We start from the raw sequence: 24281 nt of genomic DNA, 5'->3' as shown, positions 1-24281 counted from the left end.
AAGTTGGTTCCGTCGGCCGGGGCACTCTACGTGCCATCACGCCTGAGGTTTCAAGCCTCAGAGTTCCATCACGCGCTCGACGTCGCGGGGGATGGGATCAGGTTTCGTGAGGAAGGAGATGGAGAGGAAGAGGACGAGGGAGACGAGGAGCGCCGCGGCCCCGTGGTCGACTCCGTACGGGAGGCGCACGGTGCCGAACCCGAAGCCCGACCGGAGTCCGAAGTTGATGAGCAGGCTGCTGGCGATGGCGACGTTGGCCGCGAGGGCGTTGGCCCGTTTCCAGTTGAGTCCGATCGCGATGACGGGAACGAGGCCCGCCGCGAACGTGCCCCAGCCGAACACGCCGAGAAGCGCCACGAGGTCGTCGGCATAGAGCGCCACCAGCGCGGCCGAGATCGCGAGCAGGACCGTGATGATGCGTGCCCATGCGAGTTCGTTGCCGAGCGACCGGCCCCGGATGGCGTTCGGCAGATCGTGCATGATGGCGGCCGTTCCGATGTTCAGGAACGCGTCCGCCGTGGACATGATCGCGGCGAGCAGCGCGGCGAAGACGACGCCGGCGAGCAGCGGGTGCGTGAAGGCCCGCAGAAACTCCGGCGAGGCGGCGTCAGGGGTCGCGAGCGCCGGATGTCCGCCGCTAATGACCAGGGCCCGCATCGCGAAGCCGATCCCGATCCAGAGCAGCGCCGCGAAGCTGTAGGCGAGGACGCCGACCGGTATCACGTAGCGCAGTTCCTTCATGCGCCGCAGCATCATGAACTTGGTGATGATGTGCGGCTGCCCGGCGACCCCGATGCCGAACACGAAGAACCACGCGAGCCCGCCCATGAGGCCGATCGTTCCCCACGGCCCGCCCGCCGCGCGGTCGTCGGCCGCCACGATCCGGCTGATCTCGGTCAGCCCGCCGTCGAATGTTCCCAGCACCGTGGCGAAGACGAGGAAGGATGCGACGACCATGATGACGCCCTGGATCACGTCCGTGTAGACGGAGGCCACGATCCCGCCGGTGACCGAGTAGAAGATCAGGACGGAGCACGAAATGGCGACGCAGAGCGCAAGGCTCGGGTTCTCCAGCACGCCGGCCTCCGCCAGTACCCCCTGCAGCACGATCGACATGGCCAGGATCTGCGTCGCCAGATATCCCAGCACGCCGAGCAGGATCACGACGGCCACGGAAGCCTGCACCGACGGTTTCCCGTACCGGGCGGCCGCCACGTCCGGGAGCGATACGCACTCGCGAAGCTCGGACACCATGCGGATGCGTTTCGCCACCAGGTTGAGGACGATGATGTTGGAGATGACGATCGTACCGAGAATCCAGATCGAACTCGTCCCCATCGAGTACATGAGGCCGGGACCGCCCACGAACCCGAACCCGCTCATCGTGCTCGAGAAGATCGCGAACGCGGTCACGAACGTCCCCAGGGTTCGGCCGGCCACGAAGAAATCGCTCGTCGACTTCGTGCGCCGGAGCGACCAGAGTCCCACGCCGACGCAGAGCGCGAGATACGCGACCACGGCGAGCAGCGTGATCAGGGCGCGGTTCGCCTCCACGGACCGCTATCCCTCGCGGGAGGGCGCGCGCCTCTCCCTCGATTGTGCGACGATCTCATCGAAGCGGGCCTGCTCCCTCGGGCCGAAATAGGCGCTCTCGAACGCCCACGTGATGGCGAGAAGCGGGATCCACGGGGCGAGCGTGAGCCCGTACACCAGCAGGGCGGTCGGCGCGGTGAACCCCAGGATGACCGTGGTGTCGCCGCCGGCGTAGGCGTCGAAGGACCACATGAGGACCACGAAGAGGAGGACGTAGCCCACCGACCACGCGTTGACCGCCCGGCGGATCCAGTGTCCGTCCCGGAATCCGATCAGCATCGTGACCCACATGGTGCCGAGCATCGCGATCCCGGCGACATACGCCGCCCATGCCGGTACGCCGAGTTCGCCCGCGTCGATCCCCACCTGCATCGGGGCGTGCTCCGGGTGCGGGAGCGGACCGGCGCGGCCGGCCCCCGCGACGACCGCCAGCACGAGCAGGCCGAGCAGGACGACACAGAGCGCGAGCAGCACCGCCATCAGACGAGTCATGTGAGCGTTGTCGCGGATGGAGCCCCCCGGTTCGGGAAGCGCCGAAGTTGTCACGACGCGGGCCCCGGCGCGAGGCCGCGCCACGCCGCTTCCGCCACGCCCGCCCGGATACGCGCTGGACTTGAGGTGTCGGTCCTGTGAGTTTGGCGCTCTCCCGGGGTATCGGCGCCGGGGACGGAATTCCACGGACACCCACCGACGCTCATTCACGACGTTCACACACGACACTCACACGCAACGCGCGGAGACGACATGACTGCACCAGCGCGGGTCGCCATCACCGGGGCCGCAGGAAATATCGGATACGCCCTCGCCTTCAGGATCGCGGCCGGGGACATGCTCGGGCCGGACCGGCCCGTCACGCTTCAACTGCTGGAGATTCCGCCCGCGCTCGACGCGCTGCGGGGCGTCGAGATGGAACTCAACGACTGCGCCTTTCCGCTCCTCCACGGGGTCGTCGGGACCGCGGACGTGAACGAAGGGTTCGACGGAGTCGACTACGCGCTGCTCGTGGGCGCCAAGCCGCGGGGGCCGGGGATGGAGCGCGGCGACCTGCTGGCCGACAACGGGAGGATCTTCGGCCCCCAGGGTCGCGCGCTGAGCGACCGCGCCTCCCGCGACGTGCGCGTCCTCGTGGTCGGGAACCCGGCGAACACGAACTGCCTGATCGCGGCGGCCAACGCGCCGAGGCTCGACCGCCGGCAGTTCGCGGCCATGACCCGGCTCGACCACAACCGCGCGATCAGCCAGCTCGCCGAGAAGACGGGCACGCACGCGACGGAGATCCGGCGCATGACGATCTGGGGCAACCACTCCGCGACGCAGTACCCCGACATCGGCCAGTGTACGGTGGCGGGCGCGCCGGCCACCGGCCTCGTCGACGAGACCTGGTACCGGGACACCTTCATCCCGAAGGTCCAGAAGCGGGGCGCCGACATCATCCAGGCGCGCGGCGCCTCATCCGCGGCGTCCGCGGCCTCCGCCGCCATCGACCACGTGCGGACGTGGGTACACGGCACGCCGGCGGGCGACTGGACGAGCATGGCGGTGCACGCGGACGGGCGCTACGGCGTGGCCGAGGGCGTGGTGTACTCGCAGCCGGTGACGTGCGCCGCGGGCGACTACTCCGTCGTCGAGGGCCTCGACGTGAGCGAATTCAGCCGCGAGCGCATGGAAATCACGCACGCGGAGCTTCGGGACGAACGCGACGCCGTCGCGGACCTTATCGGCTGACGGCGATGGATCGCGGGGATTGGGTCGCCAGGGGGCTGACGCCGATCCTGAACGTCTCGGACCTGCAGGAGAGTTTCGCCTGGTTCGAGCGGCTGGGATGGAGGAAGAGCTGGGACTGGGGCGATCCGCCGGACTTCGGAGGCGTCGTTTCCGGCGACAGCCAGATCTTCCTGTGCCAGGACTGTCAGGGAGGAAGAGGCCGGGGTGCCGTCGAGAAGACCTTCGGCCCCGGTGGCGACGACGCGGCCGACAGGGGCGTCTGGATGTCGGTGTGGGTGGATGATGTCGACGCCGTGCATCAGCGGTGCGTCGAGCAGGGTCTCGAGGTCACGTGGCCCCCCACGGACATGCCGTGGGGCGTGCGCGAAACGCACGTCCGCCACCCCGACGGCCACGTCTTCCGAATCAGCCGCGGCGTCGACTTGGACTAAGCGGGGCGATTCCTCTACAGCAGCGGGTCGGGTTCCGAGTCCGGCTCGTAAACCTTGAGTCTCCTGTCCGTAGTCCAGATATGGACCCGGTAACCGAGAGACGTCGTGTATTCTTTCTTGAGGCGCTCCGCCTCGCTTATCACGGTGGAGTCCGTCAGCCCCATTTCCAGGTGGGCGGGATCCTCCGAGAATCTCCGCAGCAGGCCGGACAGCCCAGCTTTCACATCGGTGGCGGGGACGATGATCCAAGGGATCACCTTCTCGATGCTGGAGTTGACGTCGGATTCCACTGCCTTGGCGAGTTTGCGTCTCTTGTGTCCGTTTTCGACGTCGCCGATGTGGTCACACAGTTGGTAGAGGCAGCCCAGCGGAAGGAAGAACCGTCCGGTTGACTGCTCTCGCATCCGTTGTTGGATCTTGTCGGAGAACCCGCTCCGATGGCACCCCGGAACGCGATAAAACTCGCACAGATAGCTGGTGTCGAGAACGAATACGGTCGCCATCAAGCGCGTGCGTCCAGCCAGCGTTGCATTTGCTTCGCGCGAGTTTCGTCGAGGTCATCGGCAACGTACTGATCGACGAGTCGCCGGGTCACCAGATCGCCAAGACTTCCCCGCTCAAGCAACTCATCGTGGCGGGGGAGATTCACCAACCGCCGAAGTTGGCTACTACCGTCCTTTCGAGACCGAAACGCGAGGACGACCCCCTCTTGTTGATCCTTGGTGAGGGAGTCGAGCGTGGCCGGATTGTGCGTGGAAAGCACGACGTTGACGCTCCGTCTATCTCCCATCTCCGTGATGGCGGCGATGAGTGCCGATACGCGGCTTGGATGCAGGCCGTTGTCGAACTCTTCCACCACAACGCGCGAACCCTCTTGGCTAGTCGCCACCGCGGTGAGCGCAGCAAGGGCGCGGAGAGTGCCGTCTGAAAGAAGCCGGGCGTCCGTGACTTGGTCGGAATCCTGTTCCTGCAACCCAAGCATCACGTCGCCCGCCGAAGTCTCGATGAACTTGAACTGGCTGTACGGCTCTTCTGGAACATTGCGGATGAACTCGAACAGGGAACGCAGAATCTCTCTCCCCTCCAATCCCTTCATGCTGAGGCCGAAGAGGACGGAGGACAGGTTGGAGCCGTCGCGGAGCAGGACATCGTCTCCGATCCGCTCATACCGGCGCATGACGTGCGGCTTCGGGTCGAACACAAAGGACGCAGCCAAGTGGCGGCGTAGGGCCGAGATCGGCTTGAGAGAGGCGTCCAACATTCGGTTCTTCAAGGCAAACTGCTCGTATTGAGAGAGCACGGAGCGCGTCGCGGACGCGCTCACTTGGGGCTTCCTTCCACCCTGTGCGAAATTGTTATACTGGATCCGTATGTCCGCAGAACTCGGGCTGTCGGTGCCGAGCGTCTCGAACAACATCGTGTCGTCGTCCGTGAGCCACAGGGATTCCTCAGCGATGCGGGGTTCGGGGCGCGGCTTCACGGATACGCGATACCGTATTCCATGGATCTTCCGCTGCCATTTCGTTCTCGCGGTGAAGGACAGCGAGAACATCTTGCTTCCGTGGCGAACGCAGCCTTGAAGGCCTCCGCGAACGTTAAGGGCTGCCTTTCGGCCGAGGTCTGCGATCTCGTGCAGATGTTGACCCGAGGCGATCGTTGAGAGCACCTCGATGGCCTCCAGCGCGTTTGTCTTCCCCGAACCATTGGGGCCGATGAGGATCGTGAGCGGGCGGAACAGGTTGATTTCTGCTTCGCCGAAACTCTTGAAATCCTTCAAATGGTGCATGTCTCGTCTCCGGCCCCGCCGTGCCGTTGGTGATGCGTCGCCCGGCAAGTTGGGGGCGGCGCGGACTTCGCGCCAAGCCGGGGTGCTGTCGCCGGTGGTGTTACTTTCCGTCGCGAAGGATGCGGTCGGCGGCCGCGGCGCCGGGGCGGCCGTTGAGGCCGCCGCCGGGGTGGGTGCCGGCGCCGCAAAGGTAGAGACCCTCGATCGGGGTCCGGTATCGGGCCCAGCCTGCGACGGGGCGTCCGAAGAAGACCTGGTCGAGCGTCATTTCGCCGTGGTGGATGTTCCCCTCGGGGAGGGCGAACCGGTCGGCGAGGTCGGCCGGCGTCAGCACGTGCCGGTGCAGGATCGCCCCCTCGAGGTTGGGGATGTGCTCCGCCAGCGCCCCGACGACCGCGTTGCCCAGCGCCTCGCGGTGCGCGTCATCCCATGAACCGTCGGTCAGCTGGAAGGGTGCGTACTGTGCCGCTACGGACAGGACGTGACGCCCTTCCGGCGCGAGCGACGGATCGAGCGCGGTCGTGAGGACGGCGTCGAGGACCGGCCGCTCCGAGGGCCGTCCGTACTTCGCGTCGTCGTACGCGCGCTCGATGTAGTGGATGTTCGGCGCGACCGTGATCGCGGCGCCGGCAAGCACGGCGGCTTGGGCTGCGTCGGCGCCGGACGGCAGGCACGGAGGCTCGCCCAGCGCGAGGTGCACCTTCGCGACGACGCCCCGGTACTTGATGTTCTCCAGCGCGCGGACGAACTCGGGCGCCAGTTCGCCGGGGTCGACGAGGCCGAGCAGGGTCCGGCCGGGATCCGCGGACGAGACGACGCGGGGGGCCGCGACCTCCTCGCCCCCGGCGAGGACAACGCCTGTCGCGCGCCCGTCCTCGACGCGGATCGAGGCCACCTCGTGGCCGAGGCGGACCTCCGCTCCCGCGGCGGTGGCGACGTGCTGAAGAGCGGCGCCGAGCGCGCCCAGCCCGCCGCCGACCTGCCGCCTCCGCCGCACGACCCCGTCCGCGCCAACCATGTGGTGGAGGAACATGTAGCCGGTGCCCGAGGCCAGGGGCCCCTGGCAGATCCCCCGCACGCCGTCCGCCGCCAGCGCGCCCTTGAGCGCCTCGCTCTCGAACCACTCGTAGAGCAGTTCCTCGACCGTCATCGGGATGAGCCGCAGGAGTTCGAGGGCGTCCCGCCGCCCCACCCGGCCCATGCGCGCGCCGAGGCGGAGCAGTTCCCACAGGTCTCCGCGATCCGCGCCCGCGAGTCGGGGCGGCAGCGTGTCGTAGAGCACAGAGAGCGCCCGGCTGGCGCGGCCCATCGCCGACACGAAGTCGGGCCAGCGGGCCGCGTCGCGGGGTGAGAAGCGCCGGATCGACTCGGCCGTGCGCGTCGGATCCCGCTCCAGGACAAGCGCCGCTCCCTCCGGCTGCGGGGAGACGACGCAGGGGTTGGAAGACATGATCTCGAGCCCGGCGCCCCTTGCTCCCGTTTGCGTGAGCCCGAGGTCCGCCATGACCCGGGCATCGATCCCGGTCAGGCTGTGCGCCCCCGTGTCCACGCAGTAGCCGGGCCAGAGTTCCTCCGTCGCGGCACACCCTCCCGGAGCCTCGCCCCGCTCGACCACGACCACGCGGAGCCCGGCCCGGGCCAGGTATGCCGCCGCGATGAGGCCGTTGTGGCCCGCCCCGACGACGACGGCGTCGTACGCGCTCGCTGGCGTCCCCGCGGCTGCCCTCACGGCTGGCGCCCCGGCTGTGGCCCCCGCGGGCGCCGCCGCAGGTCGCGCAGGATCTCGAACGCGGCGAGCCGCCCCGAGGCGCCGCACACGCCGCCTCCCGGATGTGTGCCCGAGCCGCACTGGTAGAACCCGCGCACGGGCGTCCGGTAATCGGCCCAGGCGGGCGACGGCCGGAAGAAGAAGAGCTGCTGCGGCGTCAGCTCGCCGTGGAAGATGTTGCCCTCCGTGAGCCCCAACTCCTCCTGCATGTCCAGCGGGGTGAGTACCTGCCGGTGGAGGATGGCGTCCCTGAGGTTCGGCACGTACTCCGAGAGCGTGTCGACGACCGCGTCCCCGAACGCCTCCCGCTTCGCGTCGTCCCACCCGCCCTCGATGTCGAAGGCGGCGTACTGGACGAAGATCGACATCACGTGCCGTCCCGGCGGCGCCATCCCCGGGTCGATCATGGACGGGATCACGATGTCCATGTAGGGCTGCCGCGAGAATCCTCCGTACTTCGCGTCGTCGTAGGCGCGCTCCAGGTAATCCATGCTCGGACTGATGGAGAAGGCGCCCCGCAGGTGCGGCCCGCCGCCCGGCAGGCAGGAGAACTCCGGTGCCTCCGACAGCGAGAGGTTGACCTTCCCGGAGGACCCGCGGATCCGGAAGCGCCGGATCGCCTGCACGAGATCGTCCGGCAATTCCTCCGGGTCGAGCAGGCCGAGGAAGGTGCGCTTCGGATCGACCCCCGACACGACCGTCTTCGCCGTGAGTTCCTCGCCATCCTCCAGGACGACGCCCGTCGCCCGCCCGTTCGCCGTGAGCACCCGCTCCACCGTGGCCCCGGTCCGGATCTCGGCCCCATGGGATCTCGCCGAGGAGGCGATGGACTCGCTGACCATCCCGTTCCCGCCCCGGGCGAATCCCCACGCCCGGAACACGCCGTCGATCTCCCCCATGTAGTGATGGAGAAGGACGTACGCCGTCCCCGGAGACCGGGGGCCGAGGAAGGTCCCGATGATCCCGCTCGCGGACATCGTCGCCTTGAGCGGATCCGACTCGAACCACTCGTCGAGGTAGTCGGCCGCGCTCATCGTCCCCAGCTTGAAGAGCGCGTGGAACTGCTGCTCGCCGAGGCCGCGCGCGTGCCGTCCCAGCATGAGCAGCGTCTTCAGATCGCGCAGCCCGGGAGAGAGCGGATCGGGCGGCACGATGCCGAGGAGAGGTTTCACGGCCCACGCGAGCTGGTACATGAGCGTCGCGAAGTCGTCGTACGCCTCCGCGTCCTTCGGAGAATGTCGATACAGGTCGCGTCGCGTCTGGTCGTGGTCGGCCCAGCGCCCGAGGTAGTCGCCGTTCGGGAGCGGGGTGACCGTGCTCTCGAGAGGGAGGATCTCCAGCCCGTGCCGCGCGAGCCGCAGATCGCGGATGATCTCGGGTCTCAGCAGGCTCACGACGTAGGAGGCGACGGAATACTTGAAGCCCGGGAAGATCTCCTCCGTCACGGCGGCGCCGCCCACCAGGTGCCGGCGCTCGAGCACGACCGTGCGAAGTCCCGCCCGGGCGAGGTAGGCGGCGTTGATAAGGCCGTTGTGGCCACCCCCGACGATGATCGCGTCGTACGCGTTCGTCGCACTCACGGCGTGGCCCGTTTCCTCTCGGGGTCGAAGAACGGGGTCTTCGCCACCGTGGCCCGGGCCCGGCGCCGCCGGTGCTCGACGGTCACCTCCATCTCGAGTTCGGTTCCGACGACCGCGGATTCCGCTTCGAGGTGCGCCAGTCCCAGGTAGGTCTTGAGGGTCGGGGACCAGCCCCGGCTCGTGGCGTATCCCACCTGTCGCCCGCCGGCGTACAGCGGCACGCTGTCGCGCAGCGTCGTGCCCGGGAGCTGCGGGGGGAGGCCGGCGGTCGCGTACGCCGCCTCGAGCGACTCCCAGTCGAGGACGATCCCCCGGAAGCGCCAGGCGGGCGGGCGGGCCCGTTCGGCGCGGAGTGCCGCCCGGCCCACGAAGTTCGCCGCCTCGAGCGACACGGTCCAGCCGAGGCCGAGTTCGTACGGAGACGATTTCCGGTCTTCGATGATCGCACGGTGGGCCGGGATGAAGTCGACATCGACGAGGAGCAGGCCGGCCTCGAGGCGGGCCATGTCCAGGGCGAGCATGCCGGCCGGGGCGAGGCCGAACGGCGCACCCGCCGCAGTGAGGGCGTCCCACAGCGGAATTGCGTCCGCGGCGCCGACCCAGATCTCGTAGCCCAGATCGCCGGTGTAGCCCGTGCGCGAGACTTCCGCGGCGATCCCGGCGATCCGCGCCGACATCACCCGAAAATAGGGGAGTCCCGCCACGTCGCCGTCGGTGATCCGCTGGAGCAGGTCGCGCGAACGGGGCCCCTGGAGGGCGAGCGCGGCCACCCGTTCCGTCTCCTCCTCGATCTCCACGTCGAGTCCGCGAGCGTTCTCATGCAGCCACTTTAGCGTCGGTTCGGCGGATGTGAGGCGGAAGTCCGACGCGCCAAGCCGGTGCAGGGTGCCGTCGTCCCGCACCTTCCCGGCCGCGTCGCACCAGGGCGTGTAGTACACCTGGCCGATCTCCTGCCGGTCCACGTCCCGCGTCACCACCCGGTTCGCGAGCGCCGCCGCTCCCGGCCCCGAGAGCCGGTACTTGTGGAGCGGCGAGACATCGATGAGCGCGCACGCCGAGCGGATGGCCTGGTACTCGTGCTCGTGCGTCGGCTCGTACGAACTCGCCGAGAGATGCCCGGCCCAGCGCCGCCAGTTGCCGGCCTGGCAGAGCGGACCGGTTCGTTCGTGAAAGGGCGTTCCCCGGACGACGGAAGGCGCTGGCACTGTCGCGTTCGGCGGGTGGCCGGCTGCCGGATCGGCCGGCTAGCCGGGGAGCCGCAGGGCGACGAGTTCCCCGGGCACGCCGCGCCCCGCCACGGCGGCGACGATGTACTGCTTGCCGTCGTGCATGTACGTCATCGGGACGCCGGTCTGGTGCGACGGCAGTTCGATTTCGGCCAGGATCTCGCCCGTCTCCTTGTCGTGCGCGCGCAGGAGACCGGTGAGGTCCGGCGACATCGTCCCCCCGCCGGTTCCCGCGAAGAGCAGCGTGCGTGTCGCGAGGAGTCCCGCCCGGCTGGGCCGGCCCGTGCGCGGGACGTCGACGCCCTCGAGCGCCGGGTGTTCCTCCACGAACGACGGCGTGTGGTCGTTCGCGACCTGCCACACCTTCCGGCCCGTCTTCATGTCGAGCGCCGTGATCCGGCCCCACGGCGGCTTCAGGATCGGCAGGCCCTGCGGTCCGCCGACGCCGCGGGGACGGCCGGCGATGTAGCGCATGTTCGAAGATTCGGGATCGTTCACGAGTCCGATCACGGAGCCGCGCGTCGCGGACCCCACGAAGAGCCGTTGCGTCTCGGGGTCGTACGCCGCTCCCGGCCAGTTCGCCCCGCCAAGGCTGCCGGGCGTGATGAGGGTCCCCTGGTTGCCCCCCTCCACGAGCACGGTCGGCGGCGTGAACAGCTCGCCGAGCGTGAGGTTCTTCGCGATCTCGAGCGCCTCCGCCTTCAGTTCCGGCGTGAGGTCGATCAGGTCGTCCTCGGTCGCGCCCTGCATGTCGAACGGCTCGGGGAGCGTCGGAAAGGGCTGCGTCGGCGCGTACCATTCCCCCGGCACGTTCCCGGCGGGCACGGGGCGCTCCTCGATGGGCCACACCGGGTCGCCCGTCACGCGGTCGAACACGTAGGTGAAGGACTGCTTCGTCACCTGCGCCACGGCCTGGATCTCCCGCCCGTCCACCGTGATGTCCATCAGAACGGGCGCCGCCGGCGGATCGAAGTCCCAGATCCCGTGATGCACGGTCTGGAAATACCACACGACTTCGCCCGTGCCCGCGTCCACGCACACGAGGCTCTGCGAGTAGAGGTTGTCGCCCGGGCGATGGCCCCCGTAGTAGTCGCCCGTCCCCGCCTCCACCGGCAGATAGACGTAGCCCAGATCGAGATCCGCCGTGAACGGCGTCCAGACGGCGGCGTTCCCGGTGTAGTCCCAGGATCCGGCTTCCCACGTCTCGTGGCCGGGATCGCCGGGCTGCGGGATGGTGTGGAAGGTCCAGAGCTGCTCGCCCGTCCGCGCGTCGAATCCACGCACGTGACCTGGCGGCATCTCCTTGGTCGGAGGCCGTCCACCCTGCGGGAGCGCGGCTCCGACGACGATCACATCTCCGACGACGACCGGGGGAGAACTCGAGCCGATGCGGTCGTTCACCAGATCCAGGTCCCGCCCGAGTCCCAGCTTGAGGTCCACGATCCCGTCGTCGCCGAAGGACGGGTCGGGGAGGCCCGTCTTCGCGTCCAGCGAGACCATGTGATAGGCGGGGGTGATGAGAAGCACCCTTTCTTCGACGCCATCCGTCCAGTAGCCGACGCCGCGTCCGGAGTTGCCGCGCGGCGCGTTTCTGCCGCGTTCGCCCTCGTCGAGCCGATACATCCAGAGCGTCTCCCCCGTCTCCGGGTCGATCGCCACCGCCGCCCTCCGGAATCCCGCTGTGGCATAGAGGGTCCCGTTCGCGTACAGCGGCGTCACGCGGTAGTAGCCCTCGGGGGTCGGACCGAAGTTGCGCGCCTGCCAGCGCCACGCGATCTGCAGATCGCCGACGTTCGAGGCGTCGATCTGATCAAGCGGCGCGTAGCGCGTGGACCCGGCGTCTCCGGCCCAGTAGCGCCATTCTCCGTCCGCCGTACCGGATTGAGCGACGAGCGCGAAAGGCCCGGCGCCGAGTCCCGCGCCGAGCACCATCAGACGGCGCAGCCAGCTGGAACACCTGTTGCTCCCCTTCATCCGTTCCACTCCACGTGACTTGTGCGAAGCTCCAAGCGACCCCCCGGGGTCTTCCCCGGCACCGCGTACAGTCCGACGCGATGCTCCAACGGGCAACACTTCACCTCGGCCGGTCACTCGCGGATTTTTCGCGAATCTCCGGGACACGACGCTAGTTTTGCGCCATCGGGAGCGCGGGAGATCCATGAAGCTTCGAGGTCTGACGGTACTGACAGCGACGATCGCGCCCGCCCTGTCGTGCGGCGGGGAGGTGACCGGGCCCCGGGGCAGCCTGTGCGATACGCGGCACGGCGTCGAGGTGTGCGTGGACCGACCCGAATACCGGTCCAACGAGGCCGTCCTCATCACGACGCGCAACGTGTCCGACCTCCCGATCTTCAAGGATGCGTGCGGCACGACCGCGATACCCGCGCCGGATTCCGAGGAGGATTTCAGGCCGAACTACAATCCGCAGCGGCACTGCGGCCAGGCGGTCACACCGACGGTGGTTGTCGAGCGCATGGTGCGCCTCGAACCCGGAGCATCGACCCGGGAGACTCTGCAGCTGGGTTACTCGCCGCAGGACTTCTTTCGCGTGATCGTGTGGCTGCTGACGCCGGACGGGGCCCTGGCCTTCGACACCCCGGCTACGAGCGGCGTCTTCGTCATCTTCCCGGGAGCCGACAACTGACCCTCCTTCCCGTAGATTCCGGGGGATCACACCCGTGAGCCTTTGGAGACCGAAGATGTCGAGCAGGTTGCTCATGTCCATTCCGGCCGCCGTCCTCGCGCTGTCATGCGGCGAGGACGCTACGGGCCCCGGGAGTTCGCTTTGCGCGACGCAGCACGGCCTCGAGGTCTGCGTGGACCGGCCCGAATACGAACCCAGGGAGTCGATCACCGTCACCTCGCGGAACGTATCCGGCGCTCGAATCTTCAAGGATTCCTGCGCGGTCAAGCCCGTGGGCGTGACGAACCTCGAGGTGGAATTCGAGGCGTCCTACAACCCCACTCTGCACTGCGGCCGCGGAGCCACGCGCACCGACATCATCGAGCGCATGGTCGAACTCGAACCCGGAGACTCGACGCGGGAAACCGTGACGCTCCCGTTTTTCTCGTTCCAGGGGTGGTATCGCGTGAACGTGTGGCTTCTGGACGCGGAAGGGAACCTCGCGGTGGACACTCCGGCGACGAGCGGGATCTTCCAGGTCTTCCCCTCCGTGGGAGGATAGCGGGCATGCTTCGCGCCGATCTGTCGCTCGTTTTCCTGACCGCACTCGCTGCGCCGGCGATCCCGGGGGTCGCGCCTTCGGCGGGCCAGGTGCCGGCCACGCCGCGGGAATACGATGCGCCGCCCGCCGTCTCCCCGCCCGCGATCGACGGATCGCTGGACGACGCGGTCTGGCGCGCCGCGCCGTGGACGGAGCCGTTCGTCGACATCCGCGGCCCCGACTGGCCCGATCCCCACTACGGGACGCGTGCGAAGATCGCGTGGGACGAACGCTTCCTCTACGTGGGCGCCGAACTCGAGGAACCGCACCTCTGGGCCACGCTGGCCGACCGCGACGCCATCGTCTACCGGGAACACGACTTCGAGGTCTTCCTCGATCCGGACGGAGACGGACTCGCCTACTACGAACTCGAGATCAACGCGCTCGGGACCGAGTTCGATCTCTTCCTCGACAGGCCCTACCGCCGAAAGGGAAGGGCGGACATCGCCTGGGACATCGAGGGTCTGCGCACCGCGGTGCGTCTGGAGGGCACGCTGAACGACCCCTCGGACGAAGACACCGGCTGGTCGGTCGAGATCGCGATCCCCTGGTCGGCGCTGCGTCCGCCCGGTGCCCCCGCGGACGCCGCGGTCTCGACCCCACGGCCCGGGGACGTCTGGCGCGTGAATTTCTCCCGCGTACAGTGGCCGCTCATCGTCGTCGACGGACAGTACCGGAAGCGTCGGGAACCCGTGGACTCGAGCGACCATCCGGAAGAGAACTGGGTGTGGTCGCCGCAGGGGGAGATCGACATGCACGTACCCGAGAGGTGGGGCGTCGTGCGCTTCGTCGCCGCCGGGGACGGCTCCCCGTGAGGCGCAGAGAGTTCGTCCGGGCCGCCGGCAGCGCGGCGGCCCTCGGCGCGGCGCTCCCCGCCTGCGCCTTCCCGCCCGATCCGGAGGCGCCCTTCACGCTGTGGACGTGGGTTCACGGGGACCGCGACCGCGACACCGCCGCCTGGCGCGAACGGTTCGCCCGACTGCGCGAGGCAGGCTTCCACGCGGTCCTCGTGGGCGGCGGCGACGTCGATCTGGTCTCGGGAGCCGCCCGCGCGGAGGGACTCGAGTATCACCGCTGGTTCTGGACGATGAACCGCAACGGCGACGCCTGGGTGCAGGAGAACCACCCGGAGTGGTTCACGGTGAGCCGGAACCTGGAGAGTTCGCTCGATCACCCCCCTTACGTCGGGTACTACAAGTGGGTCTGCCCTTCGCGCGGACCCGTGCGCCAATACCTGCGCGGACGCATCGCGGACCTCGCCGCCCACCCGGCGGTGGACGGCGTCCACCTCGACTACGTGCGCCACTGCGACGTCATCCTCCCGCGCGCTCTCTGGGAGACCTATGACCTCGTGCAGGACGTCGAGCACCCGGAGTTCGACTTCTGCTACTGTGACGTCTGCCGCGAACAGTTCGCCGCTCTCGATGGGAGGGATCCGCTGGAGATCCCCGATCCGCCCGCCGACGAGGCCTGGCGCCGCTTCCGGTGGGACTCCGTGACGGGCGTCGTGCGCGAACTCGCCGGGGCGGCTCACGAGCACGGGAAGCCCATCACGGCCGCCGTCTTCCCGACCCCTTCCATCGCACGTACGCTGGTCCGTCAGGACTGGGACCGGTGGCCTCTCGACCGGTTCTTCCCGATGCTCTACCAGAGCTTCTATCTGGAGGACATCCCCTGGATCGGCGAAGGGGTGCGCGAGGGCATCGCGGCGCTCGAGGCGGCGGCTCCCACCGCGGGTGAGCGAGACGCCCGGCCGCTGAACGCCGGACTCTACCTGCCCGCGCTCGATCCTCCCGCCCTGGCGGAGGCCGTCGCGACCGCGCGGGAGGCGGGCGCGGCCGGCGTGTCGACGTTCGAGATGGACGGCCTCACGGACGACCACCTCGCCGCCCTCGTCGACGCCACAGCCTAGCCGGGACTGCCGCCGGCTCCACACCCCGTCGCCTGCCGGAGGGCGGCGTCGGGCTCTTGTCACCCGGGGACGACCCTGTCAACATCGAAGTACCGCGACGGGCCACCGCCAACCGCAGGAGTCTGCCATGTCTCGCCGCATCCTCGGACTCGGAATCCTCGCCGTTCTCGTCTCCACCGTCCCCGTCTCCGGCCAGCGCCGCGCGATGACGATCGTGGACCTGATCGACATCCCCGGTCTCGCCGACCCTCGGATATCGCCGGATGGATCGGAAGTGCTCTACGTGAGGACGGACACCGACTGGGAAGCCAACGGCACGGTTTCCCACATCTGGCGCGTCGCGATGGACGGCTCCGGCACGACGCGCATGACGAACGGCGAGGGCGGTGAATCGAGCCCGCGCTGGTCGCCCGACGGCTCGCGCATCGCCTTCGTCGCGAACCGGCACGATACGGAGCACAACCAGGTGTTCGTGATGCCGGCCCGCGGCGGCGAGGCCGGCGCCGTGAGCGAGCACCCGACGCCCGTGAGTTCGATTTCGTGGTCCGGCGATGGCACCTGGATCTACTTCATGGCGGTCGACGAGAAGTCGGAGGCCGAAAAGGCGCGCGAAGCGGTCAACGACAACGTGTTTCGCTATGAAGAGGACAAGCGCCCGACCGGACTGTGGCGGGTTTCGAGCGAAGGGGGCGCGGCGGAGCGCGTGACGGAGGCCGGCCTGATGGTCCGAGGGTACTCGACCTCGCGCGACGGCACGCTCCTCCTCGTGCAGTTGGCGCCGACCGCCCTCTACGACGATCTCCTCAACTCGGAACTGTGGGTGATGGGTCCCGATGGGACCGGTGGGCGCCGGATCACCGACAATCACGTGGGAGAAGTCGGCGCATCGCTCTCACCGGACAACCGCCATGCGCTCTTCGTCGCGAACACGAACGACGAACTGAGCGACTTTTACTTCAACCAGCGCCTGTTCGTCGTCCCGACGGACGGCGGCGATCCCGTCTCCGTGGTGCCGGGCGGAATCTTCGACGTCAACGCCGCGGTGTGGTCGCGAGATGGCCGCTCGATCTACTTCCGCGCGAATACCGGCGTTCGCCAGCAGATCTACTCCGTGCCCGCCGATGCCTCGGATGCGGGGCGCGCCGAGGCGGTCACCGAGGGAGATCACTCCGTCGGCGCCTGGGACTACCACCCTTCATCCGGTCTGCACCTCTACGCCGTCAGCAGTTCGACCAACGCCGGGGACCTGTGGGCCATCGCCGGCTCCGGCCCGCCGCGCCAGGTCACACACCTCTTCGACTATCTGGCCGAAGAGTTCCTCCTGCCGCGCATCGAAGCCGTGCAGTACGCCGGCGAGGACGGCGTCGAGGTGGAGGGTCTCATCTTCTATCCCATCGACTATCGGGAGGGCGAGCAGTACCCGCTCGTCGTGCAGACGCACGGAGGCCCCCCGTCGTCCGACAAGTTCCGCTTCGCGCGCTCGAGCAACTACGAAACCGTGCTCGCCGCCCGCGGGTGGTTCGTCTTCAAGCCCAACTATCGCGGGTCCACCGGCTACGGCGACGACTTCCTCCGCAACATGATCGGCAACTACTTCGACCAGGCGCACAAGGACGTGATGGCCGGCGTGGACCATCTCATCGAACGCGGGCTCGTGGACGACGACCGCATGGCGAAGATGGGCTGGAGCGCCGGCGGCCACATGACGAACAAGATCATCACCTGGACGGACCGCTTCAAGGCGGCGTCGTCGGGCGCGGGGGCCGTGAACTGGATGTCGATGTACGCGCAATCCGACGTCCGCATCTACCGCACGCCGTGGTTCGGGGGCACCCCGTGGTCCGAGGACGCCCCGATCGAGCAGTACATGGCCGATTCACCGCTCTTCGACCTGCACAAGGTCGTGACCCCGACCCTCGTCCTCGTAGGGGAGAACGACGAGCGCGTGCCGATGCCGCAGTCCGTCGAACTGTACCAGGGATTGAAGCACAACGGCGTCCCCACCCACCTCTACGTCGCGCCCGAGCAGGGTCACGGCTGGGTGGAGCTGCAGCAGCGCCTGTTCAAGGCGAACGTCGAACTGGACTGGTACTACCGCTGGGTGCTGGGCGAGGAGTACGAGTGGGAGACGTCCCCCGTCCACCCGGACAAGAAGGAGGCCGTCACCACCGCCGGCCGTTGACATGGCCATGTAGTTGTATAGGTTGTTGTACATGATCAAGGTCAACATTGCCGAAGCTCGGGCCGGTCTGTCCCGATATCTGGCCCGGGTGGAGCGCGGGGAGACGGTCACCCTCTGCCGTCGGAACGTGCCGATTGCCGAAATCCGCCCGCTGCGCGCGGCTCCCGAGGAGAAGCGTCCCATCGGGATCGATCGCGGCATGCGCGTGCCGGCGAGCTTCTTCGAGCCGCTCCCGGATGAACTGCTGCGTGCGTTCGGGGGCGCCAGCGACAAGCCGTGAAACTGCTTGTCGATACCTGCACCTTCCTGTGGCTGGCTGCGGCGGACCCTCAACTGACGGCGACCGCCCGGTCGGCCTGCCGCAACCCGGAGAACACGGTCTACCTGAGCGCACTCTCGGCTTGGGAAATCGCGATCAAGCATCGCCTCGGCCGGCTTCCGCTCCCTGACTCTCCGGCCCGCTATGTGGCCAGCCGACGTGAATGGCTGGGGCTGGAGGCGCTTCCCTTCGACGAGGCTTCCGCAGCCCACGATGTGTTGCTGCCGTCGCTCCACACCGACCCGTTCGACCGTGGCCTCGTCTCTCAGGCCATTCTCAACGGCCTCACGATCGTCACTCCTGACGAGGCGATCTCCGCCTACCCGGCGCCGGTTCTCTGGTAGCTGGCTCGCACTAGGCCGCGGCCCGGGGCCACCGCGCTGGACGGACCCCTTCGACGCGGGTAGCGTCCTGCGCGGCTGCGGCGTGGATTCGCGGAAGGAGAGCATGAGATGAAGAGCGCGTGGAACGACCGCGAGGCGGCGGAACTCGTCGAGCGTTACTCGGTCGAGGGTGTGGCGGAAGATCTCGCGCTGCGGGTGTACACGACGCGGCTCCTCGGGTCCGAGCCGCGACTCGTGCTGCACGGGGGCGGGAACACCTCGGTCAAGTCCAGGGCCCGCGACGTGACCGGCGCGGAAATAGACGTGCTGTACGTGAAGGGCAGCGGTTGGGACATGGGGACGATCGAGCCGCCCGGGCTTCCGGCGGTCCAGCTCGGTCCGCTCCTCGCGCTGGGCGGGATCGACGCCCTGTCCGACGAGGACATGGTCAACCTGCAGCGCCGCAACCTCCTCGACAGCACGGCGCCGAACCCGTCGGTCGAGACGCTCCTGCACGCATGGGTGCCGCGCACGTTCATCGACCACACGCACGCCAACGCGGCGCTCGTGCTGACGGACCAGCCGCACGGGGAGGAGATCTGCCGCGAGGTATACGGCGACCGCGCCGCGATCGTCCCCTACATCATGCCGGGGTTCGATCTCGCGAAGGCCGCGAAAGCAGCCGCGGACGCCCATCCGGAGGCGGAAGGCCTGGTTCTGCTCAAACACGGGCTCTTCACCTTCGGGGACACGGCGCACGAGGCGTACGAACTCATGATCGAGTGGGTGAGCCTGGCCGAGGCGCGCATCGAAGGTGGCCGCCGGAAGGTCTTCGCCGCCGCGGAGCCGCCATCGTCGCCCGCCTCCGCGGGCAAGATCGCGCCGGCCATCCGCGGCATGCTCGCCAACCGGCGCGGCAGCGAGGCGCAGGAGGGCGGGGCGGGGGATTTCGAGCGCTTCATCCTCGAGCACCGGACAAGCCCGGACATCCAGGCGTACGTCGGCGGTGCCGAACTGACGCGCTACAGCCAGGTCGGCACCGTGACGCCGGATCACGCGATCCGCACGAAGCCGCTCCCCGTCGTGCTGCCCGCGCCGCCCGCCTGCGACCTCGCCGCCTGGACCCGGGAGGCGCGGGCCGCGGTCGACGCCTACCGAACGGCGTACACGGCCTACTTCGAGCGCCACAACCCGCGCTACGGCGGAACGAAACGCATGCTCGACCCGAGCCCGCGCGTGGTCCTGGTGCCGGGCGTGGGGCTGTTCGCGAGCGGACGGGACGCCCGGGCCGCGGCCGCGGCGGCCGACCTCGCCGAGACCACCGTCGATGTCATCGCGGACGCGGAGAGCATGGACCGCTTCGAGAGCATCACCGAGGCCGAGCTGTTCGACATCGAATACTGGTCGCTCGAACAGGCGAAGCTGGCCGGCGCGAAGGAGAAGGCGCTGGCCCGTCACGTCGCGGTCGTCACGGGCGGCGCCGGCGCGATCGGCCGGGCAACGGCCGCCGCGTTCCGGGACGCCGGCGCCGAGGTGGCGCTCTTCGACCTGCCGGGCTCCTCGCTCGACGACGCCGCCGAGGCCGGAGCGGGGCTCGCCGTCCCATGCGACGTGACGGACGACGCGTCCGTCGACCGCGCGTTCGCCACCGTCGCCGCCCGCTTCGGCGGCGTCGACATCCTTGTCTCGAACGCCGGAGCGGCCTGGCGCGGTCCCATGGCCGACGTGACGGACGAGGTGCTGCGGGAGAGCTTCGAGCTGAACTTCTTCGCCCACCAGCGCGTCACGCGGGCGGCCCTGCGCATGATGCGCGCCCAGGGGACGGGCGGCTGCCTCCTCTTCAACGTCTCGAAGCAGGCGGTCAACCCGGGCCCGGACTTCGGCCCGTACGGACTGCCGAAGGCGGCGACCCTCGGACTCGTGCGCCAATACGCCATCGAACACGGATGGGAGGGCATCCGGTCGAACGGGGTGAACGCCGACCGCATCCGGAGCGGCGTCCTCACCGAGGAGATGATCGCGGCCCGTTCCGAGGCCCGCGGCGTGACCGAGGACGCCTACATGCGCGGCAACCTCCTCGGGCGCGAGGTCCGAGCCGAGGATGTCGCCCGGGCCTTCGTTTCCCTGGCACTCGCCCGCGCGACGACCGGCGCGATCCTCACCGTGGACGGCGGCAACGTCGCCGCCGCCCTCCGCTGACCCTGGCTGCCAAGCGCTCGCGTCGGCTCCGGTACGTCAGTTCCAGGTCTTCTCCAGCATCCGGTTCCACGGCACGACGTCCGTGCCGCCGCGCCGGTGAAGAAGGTCGCCCCCGTAGATGAGCCGGCGGTCGACGGCCAGCCCCGCCCTCTCCAGCGACTCCCCGAGGGTGCGCATGCCGGAGAAGAAACGTGGGGCGACCGTGCCGCCGGATTTCGCCTCGGCCAGGATGAGCCGCGTTCCCAGATCAACGACGAGATCGACTTCGGTATCCGCCGCGCGAAAATGCCGCAGGCGGGGCTCTTCGGCGCAGTGTGTGATCGCCTTGAAGGCCTCCGCCGCCACCCAGCTTTCGAAGATCTGTCCTCGCAACGGGTGATGACGGAGTTCCTCCGGCGAACGGATGCCGAGCAGGTGGCAGACGAGCCCTGAATCCAGAAAGTGGAGCTTGGGCGCTTTGATCTGGCGCTTCCGCACGTTGCGGCGGTACGCGGGGGTGCGAAAAACGAGGAAGCTGGCCTCCAGGACCGACAGCCAGGCCCTGACCGTGTTGTGTCGGATACCGGCATCGGCGGCCAGCGCCGACAGGTTCACCTCTGTCGCCGTCCGTCCCGCCGCCAGCCTCAGCAAGGCGGAGAAGGCATCGAGGTCCGTGACATTCCTGAGAGATCGTACATCGCGCTCTACGTAGGTCGTCGCGTAGTCGCGCAGCCAGGTATCCGCCGGGATGCCACGGTCGTGGATCCGCGGATACGCGCCCGTCCACAGCGTCTCCAGCAGACTCGGAGGCGGCCCGCCGAAGCGCCCGAGCTCGTCGAACCCGGGAGGGAGCAAGTAAAGGACGCCGACGCGCCCCGCGAGCGACTGGCTCACCGCATCCGTCAATCCGAAGTGCTGCGATCCCGTCAGCACGAACCGGCCGGGTGTGGGGTCCTCGTCCACCTCGCCTTGCAGGTAGGAGGTGAGATCCGGCGCCCGCTGCACCTCGTCGATCACCGCGCCGTCTCGGTACTCCCGCAGGAAGCCGCGAGGATCTTCCCGTGCGTAGGTACGCACGTCGAGACCCTCGAGCGACACGTAGGGCCGGTCCGGAAGCACGGTGCGGCACAGGGTGGTCTTGCCGGACTGCCTCGGGCCGGTGACCGTGACCACCGGATAGTGGCGCAGCCGCCGCCGCAAAGGCTCGGCGAGATTTCGATCGATGATGGGCACGGTCCGGCGCTTCCGGTGCGGTCGTGAACGAGGACTCTGGAGCGATATGATCCGCTTTCAACGTGGCTGTTTTGTGAGCAGATTGTCAATCCAAATGACAATCTGCATGCGCCTTTCGGACTCTCCCGGACGCAAAGGCCCTCGGGCGACCCTCATGGGCCGAGTCGTCTTGCCGTCGACGCTCATCGTTCTCGCCGCCTGCGCGCCTCAGTCGACGGCGTCCGGGTGGCCGGGCGAGACGTGGCCCGTGTCCACGCCCGCGGCCGAGGGCGTCGACCCGGTCGCGATCGACTCGCTGATCGCCGACATCGACGCCGGGCGGTACGGCCTCATCGACCAGTTCCTCCTCATCCGGAACGGGCGGGTGATCGCGGACCGCCGCTGGGACCACGGCGAGCGGTACGCCGAACTTCTCACTGCGCAGGAGGACACGGTCGACCATCAGTACAACTACGATCACCCGTCGTGGCACCCGTACTACCGCGACACCGACCTGCACTCGCTCCAGTCCGTGACCAAGAGCGTGACCTCGGCCGCGTTCGGCATCGCGGTGGACGAGGGTCACATCCCCGGCGTCGAGGCGCCGGCGTGGCCGTACTTCGGGCCATATGGCGTCGACCTCGCGGACCCACGCCGCGCCGCGACCTCGCTGGAGGATTTCCTCACCATGCGGAGCGGGATCGACTGGGCGGTCCCCGGCCAGACGTATGACGACGGTACCCACCCCACAGTCGTACTGGAGGCGAGCGATGCGTGGATCGACTACGTCGTCGCGCAACCCGTCGGGACGGACCCCGGCACCCGCTTCGACTACAACGACGGGGTGAGCGTCCTGCTCGGGAAGATCGTGCGCGAGGCCACCGGCCGGCGGCTCGACGCGTGGGCCGCGGAACGCCTGTTCCGTCCCATCGGGATCGACGAGTACTACTGGAAGATCACTCCCGACGGCGAAGTCGACAGCGAGGGCGGCCTCTACCTCTCCACGCACGACCTCGCCCGCATCGGATACCTCATGCTCCGGGGCGGGGAATGGGACGGCCGACAGGTCGTCTCCCGGGAATGGGTCGAGGCCTCGACCTCACCCGTCGTCCCCGACGTGGCCCCCGACAACGACCGGCCCGACACGGGGTACGGATACCAGTGGTGGGTGCCGATGCACGAGAACGGCGAGACGCGGGTGTTCGCCGGGAACGGGTACGGGGGCCAGTTCCTCCACGTCGTCCCCGGATACGACCTCATCTCCGTCTTCAACGGCTGGACGCTCCACGAACAGCCCGAACTCTTCAGCTGGACCGCCCTCCAGGACCGCATCCTCCCCGCCGTGAGCCCCGCCATCGACAGTCATCGTTGAAGCGGGTCGCTGGATGTCTCCAGGTCTCTTCCCGGCCCCGCGACCGAAACGTAGTATCCCGCACGGCCTTGCCAACCCAACTTCTCGTCTACCGTGGAGCGATGACGTGACACTCCCCCGTTTGCTGAGAGTTGCTTTTCTGGCCGCCTGTGTTGCGCCTGTTCCGATGGTCGCCGGACAGACCACGGTCGGTCTTCACGGCGGTCTGACCCGTGCGACGTTCTCCGATCTCGACGCACCGATAGAACAGGACGCCCGGTCCGGGATCCTCCTGGGGATGTCCGCGACGGTCCCGGTCTCGGGCAGCCTGGGTCTCCGATTCGCGGGGAGCCATGTCCAGGCCGGCGGTGGCTTCGCACTCCCGGATTTCGCCGAGTTCGGGCTCGACCTCGACTATTTCCGTCTCGCGGCCTTGGCGAAGGCAAGCCTACCCATGGAGAGTAGCAACGTAGCCGTATACCTCCTGGCAGGGCCGTTCGCGGGGTTCAGGACGGCCTGCTCGGTGTCGGCCTCAGAGCAGGGCGTGAGCATCAGCGCTGACTGCGACGAAGCGGATGTGGACTTGTCGACCACGGACTTCGGCCTTACGGGCGGTGCCGGCGTCGAGGTCGGTGTTTCGGAGGACATGGGAGTGGCGATCGAGGCCCTGTACGACTTGGGGCTGAAGGATCTGGATGACGCAAAAAACCGCGTCTTCTCCCTTGTGGCGGGACTTGTATTTTCTCTCTGAACTCCTCCCGGGTCGAATCGGTCTTCGTAGCAGAGGCGCTCGGAGCTCTTCGGCTTTCTTGAACGGGCTCCCCGGAGGTACTTCGTGAAGGCTTCTCCCCTTTCCATGGCTGCTCTCATTGCTCTCGCCGGCCTGACATCCGCCGCCTCCCTCGTGGGGCAGACCACCGTCGGCGTTCACGCGGGGCTGACCCGAGCGAGACTCGCCGACCTGGAAGCGCTGGCGGAACAGGAGTCGAGGTCCGGCGTCCGCCTGGGCGTGTCGGCGACAGTGCCGGTCTCGGGCAGCCTCGGTCTGCGATTCGCGGGGAGTTACGTCCAGGCCGGAGGAGGACCGCGGGTTCCGCAGCTCGAGCTCGACTACTTTCGTCTCTCCGCTCTGGCGAGACTCGGACTGACGCAGGAGAGCGGCAGCGGGGGCGCGTACCTGCTCCTCGGACCCTACTGGGGCTTGCGGACGGCCTGCTCCGCCTCGGTCGCCGGGGAAGGCGTGAGATTCAGCGCCGACTGCGACGAAACCGACATCTCAATGGCGACCACGGACTTCGGGGTCTCCGGCGGCGCGGGTCTGGAAGTGGGCGTTACGAACCAGATGGGAGTGACGCTCGAATTCCTCTACGATCTCGGGATACAGGGTCTGGGCGGCTCCATCCCGGGTCTGGGCGGCTCGAAGACGACCCGTATCTTCTCGATTCTCGCGGGTCTCGTCTTTTCTCTCTGA

The 24281-nt window shown here is 68.5% G+C and carries 22 protein-coding genes; 13 read left to right on the top strand and 9 right to left on the bottom strand.

Features of this window, described 5'->3' with window-relative positions; genetic code table 11:
- Nucleotides 1-57 precede the first annotated feature (57 nt).
- Together ACQY5G_RS01880 and ACQY5G_RS01875 are read right to left on the bottom strand one after the other, a co-directional pair.
- Nucleotides 58-1554 (bottom strand): sodium:solute symporter family transporter, encoded by a 1497-nt coding sequence (locus ACQY5G_RS01880; protein WP_428276483.1) that lies wholly within the window; start codon nt 1552-1554, stop codon nt 58-60.
- Between the two features lie 6 nt (nt 1555-1560).
- A complete protein-coding gene (locus ACQY5G_RS01875; protein WP_428276481.1) occupies nt 1561-2085 on the bottom strand; it encodes a hypothetical protein in 525 nt (174 codons plus the stop codon).
- Between the two features lie 252 nt (nt 2086-2337).
- Between ACQY5G_RS01875 and ACQY5G_RS01870 the strand changes: the two genes are divergently transcribed.
- Complete coding sequence (locus ACQY5G_RS01870) at nt 2338-3318, top strand: malate dehydrogenase (RefSeq protein ID WP_428276479.1); 981 nt, start codon at nt 2338-2340, stop codon at nt 3316-3318.
- A gap of 5 nt (nt 3319-3323) precedes the next feature.
- Nucleotides 3324-3749 (top strand): bleomycin resistance family protein, encoded by a 426-nt coding sequence (locus ACQY5G_RS01865; protein WP_428276477.1) that lies wholly within the window; start codon nt 3324-3326, stop codon nt 3747-3749.
- A 14-nt stretch (nt 3750-3763) separates the two neighbouring features.
- On the opposite strand, the gene ACQY5G_RS01860 is transcribed toward ACQY5G_RS01865, so the two are convergent.
- From ACQY5G_RS01860 to ACQY5G_RS01835, 6 genes are all read right to left on the bottom strand, one after another.
- Entirely contained in the window at nt 3764-4252 is a 489-nt protein-coding gene (locus ACQY5G_RS01860; RefSeq protein WP_428276475.1) for a hypothetical protein, read from the bottom strand.
- Entirely contained in the window at nt 4252-5535 is a 1284-nt protein-coding gene (locus ACQY5G_RS01855; RefSeq protein ID WP_428276473.1) for an AAA family ATPase, read from the bottom strand. Before ACQY5G_RS01855 ends, ACQY5G_RS01860 begins: the two co-directional genes overlap by 1 nt.
- 100 nt (nt 5536-5635) lie before the next feature.
- Nucleotides 5636-7264 carry a phytoene desaturase family protein gene (locus ACQY5G_RS01850; protein ID WP_428276471.1) on the bottom strand — a complete coding sequence of 543 codons (1629 nt, stop codon included), beginning with the start codon at nt 7262-7264 and terminating at the stop codon, nt 5636-5638.
- A complete protein-coding gene (locus ACQY5G_RS01845) occupies nt 7261-8883 on the bottom strand; it encodes a phytoene desaturase family protein (RefSeq protein WP_428276469.1) in 1623 nt (540 codons plus the stop codon). The genes ACQY5G_RS01850 and ACQY5G_RS01845 overlap by 4 nt, the downstream gene beginning before the upstream one ends.
- A complete protein-coding gene (locus tag ACQY5G_RS01840; RefSeq protein ID WP_428276467.1) occupies nt 8880-10088 on the bottom strand; it encodes an aminomethyltransferase family protein in 1209 nt (402 codons plus the stop codon). The genes ACQY5G_RS01845 and ACQY5G_RS01840 overlap by 4 nt, the downstream gene beginning before the upstream one ends.
- A gap of 39 nt (nt 10089-10127) precedes the next feature.
- The gene (locus ACQY5G_RS01835) at nt 10128-12083 is read right to left on the bottom strand and encodes a PQQ-binding-like beta-propeller repeat protein (RefSeq protein WP_428276465.1); all 1956 of its coding nucleotides are present in this window, start codon (nt 12081-12083) and stop codon (nt 10128-10130) included.
- Nucleotides 12084-12267: 184 nt separating this feature from the next.
- Between ACQY5G_RS01835 and ACQY5G_RS01830 the strand changes: the two genes are divergently transcribed.
- The 8 genes from ACQY5G_RS01830 to ACQY5G_RS01795 all read left to right on the top strand — a co-directional run bounded on the left by ACQY5G_RS01830 (nt 12268) and on the right by ACQY5G_RS01795 (nt 20268).
- Nucleotides 12268-12753 carry a hypothetical protein gene (locus ACQY5G_RS01830; RefSeq protein ID WP_428276463.1) on the top strand — a complete coding sequence of 162 codons (486 nt, stop codon included), beginning with the start codon at nt 12268-12270 and terminating at the stop codon, nt 12751-12753.
- A gap of 55 nt (nt 12754-12808) precedes the next feature.
- On the top strand, nt 12809-13294 hold the full coding sequence (locus tag ACQY5G_RS01825; protein ID WP_428276461.1) for a hypothetical protein: 486 nt from the start codon (nt 12809-12811) through the stop codon (nt 13292-13294).
- Nucleotides 13295-13299: 5 nt separating this feature from the next.
- Nucleotides 13300-14148, top strand: a complete 849-nt coding sequence (locus ACQY5G_RS01820; protein WP_428276459.1) for a carbohydrate-binding family 9-like protein — start codon at nt 13300-13302, stop codon at nt 14146-14148.
- The gene (locus ACQY5G_RS01815) at nt 14145-15245 is read left to right on the top strand and encodes a family 10 glycosylhydrolase (protein WP_428276457.1); all 1101 of its coding nucleotides are present in this window, start codon (nt 14145-14147) and stop codon (nt 15243-15245) included. The genes ACQY5G_RS01820 and ACQY5G_RS01815 overlap by 4 nt, the downstream gene beginning before the upstream one ends.
- 127 nt (nt 15246-15372) lie before the next feature.
- Complete coding sequence (locus tag ACQY5G_RS01810; RefSeq protein ID WP_428276455.1) at nt 15373-17427, top strand: S9 family peptidase; 2055 nt, start codon at nt 15373-15375, stop codon at nt 17425-17427.
- A 31-nt stretch (nt 17428-17458) separates the two neighbouring features.
- Entirely contained in the window at nt 17459-17707 is a 249-nt protein-coding gene (locus tag ACQY5G_RS01805; protein ID WP_428276453.1) for a type II toxin-antitoxin system Phd/YefM family antitoxin, read from the top strand.
- Nucleotides 17704-18090 carry a type II toxin-antitoxin system VapC family toxin gene (locus ACQY5G_RS01800; protein WP_428276451.1) on the top strand — a complete coding sequence of 129 codons (387 nt, stop codon included), beginning with the start codon at nt 17704-17706 and terminating at the stop codon, nt 18088-18090. Before ACQY5G_RS01805 ends, ACQY5G_RS01800 begins: the two co-directional genes overlap by 4 nt.
- Nucleotides 18091-18198: 108 nt before the next feature.
- The gene (locus ACQY5G_RS01795) at nt 18199-20268 is read left to right on the top strand and encodes a bifunctional aldolase/short-chain dehydrogenase (protein ID WP_428276449.1); all 2070 of its coding nucleotides are present in this window, start codon (nt 18199-18201) and stop codon (nt 20266-20268) included.
- Between the two features lie 36 nt (nt 20269-20304).
- Here the strand turns inward: ACQY5G_RS01795 and ACQY5G_RS01790 are convergent, their stop codons facing one another.
- Nucleotides 20305-21480 carry an ATP-binding protein gene (locus ACQY5G_RS01790; protein ID WP_428276447.1) on the bottom strand — a complete coding sequence of 392 codons (1176 nt, stop codon included), beginning with the start codon at nt 21478-21480 and terminating at the stop codon, nt 20305-20307.
- 154 nt (nt 21481-21634) lie between these two features.
- Between ACQY5G_RS01790 and ACQY5G_RS01785 the strand changes: the two genes are divergently transcribed.
- From ACQY5G_RS01785 to ACQY5G_RS01775, 3 genes are all read left to right on the top strand, one after another.
- A complete protein-coding gene (locus tag ACQY5G_RS01785; protein WP_428276445.1) occupies nt 21635-22831 on the top strand; it encodes a serine hydrolase domain-containing protein in 1197 nt (398 codons plus the stop codon).
- Nucleotides 22832-22937: 106 nt separating this feature from the next.
- Nucleotides 22938-23561 (top strand): outer membrane beta-barrel protein, encoded by a 624-nt coding sequence (locus ACQY5G_RS01780; protein WP_428276443.1) that lies wholly within the window; start codon nt 22938-22940, stop codon nt 23559-23561.
- 105 nt (nt 23562-23666) lie between these two features.
- The gene (locus ACQY5G_RS01775; protein ID WP_428276441.1) at nt 23667-24281 is read left to right on the top strand and encodes an outer membrane beta-barrel protein; all 615 of its coding nucleotides are present in this window, start codon (nt 23667-23669) and stop codon (nt 24279-24281) included.

This window comes from Candidatus Palauibacter sp. (genome assembly GCF_965261555.1).
Lineage (GTDB): Bacteria > Gemmatimonadota > Gemmatimonadetes > Palauibacterales > Palauibacteraceae > Palauibacter.
This window is presented reverse-complemented; position numbering and strand designations above follow the sequence as displayed.

Bases quoted from the DNA above. Each gene is read 5' to 3' on its own strand.
- ACQY5G_RS01830 (WP_428276463.1), top strand. From the start codon at position 12,268: ATGAAGCTTCGAGGTCTGACGGTACTGACAGCGACGATCGCGCCCGCC.
- ACQY5G_RS01820 (WP_428276459.1), top strand. From the start codon at position 13,300: ATGCTTCGCGCCGATCTGTCGCTCGTTTTCCTGACCGCACTCGCTGCG.
- ACQY5G_RS01855 (WP_428276473.1), bottom strand. From the start codon at position 5,535: ATGCACCATTTGAAGGATTTCAAGAGTTTCGGCGAAGCAGAAATCAAC.
- ACQY5G_RS01795 (WP_428276449.1), top strand. From the start codon at position 18,199: ATGAAGAGCGCGTGGAACGACCGCGAGGCGGCGGAACTCGTCGAGCGT.
- ACQY5G_RS01805 (WP_428276453.1), top strand. From the start codon at position 17,459: ATGATCAAGGTCAACATTGCCGAAGCTCGGGCCGGTCTGTCCCGATAT.
- ACQY5G_RS01775 (WP_428276441.1), top strand. From the start codon at position 23,667: ATGGCTGCTCTCATTGCTCTCGCCGGCCTGACATCCGCCGCCTCCCTC.
- ACQY5G_RS01865 (WP_428276477.1), top strand. From the start codon at position 3,324: ATGGATCGCGGGGATTGGGTCGCCAGGGGGCTGACGCCGATCCTGAAC.
- ACQY5G_RS01870 (WP_428276479.1), top strand. From the start codon at position 2,338: ATGACTGCACCAGCGCGGGTCGCCATCACCGGGGCCGCAGGAAATATC.
- ACQY5G_RS01835 (WP_428276465.1), bottom strand. From the start codon at position 12,083: ATGAAGGGGAGCAACAGGTGTTCCAGCTGGCTGCGCCGTCTGATGGTG.
- ACQY5G_RS01810 (WP_428276455.1), top strand. From the start codon at position 15,373: ATGTCTCGCCGCATCCTCGGACTCGGAATCCTCGCCGTTCTCGTCTCC.
- ACQY5G_RS01860 (WP_428276475.1), bottom strand. From the start codon at position 4,252: ATGGCGACCGTATTCGTTCTCGACACCAGCTATCTGTGCGAGTTTTAT.
- ACQY5G_RS01785 (WP_428276445.1), top strand. From the start codon at position 21,635: ATGGGCCGAGTCGTCTTGCCGTCGACGCTCATCGTTCTCGCCGCCTGC.
- ACQY5G_RS01825 (WP_428276461.1), top strand. From the start codon at position 12,809: ATGTCGAGCAGGTTGCTCATGTCCATTCCGGCCGCCGTCCTCGCGCTG.
- ACQY5G_RS01875 (WP_428276481.1), bottom strand. From the start codon at position 2,085: ATGACTCGTCTGATGGCGGTGCTGCTCGCGCTCTGTGTCGTCCTGCTC.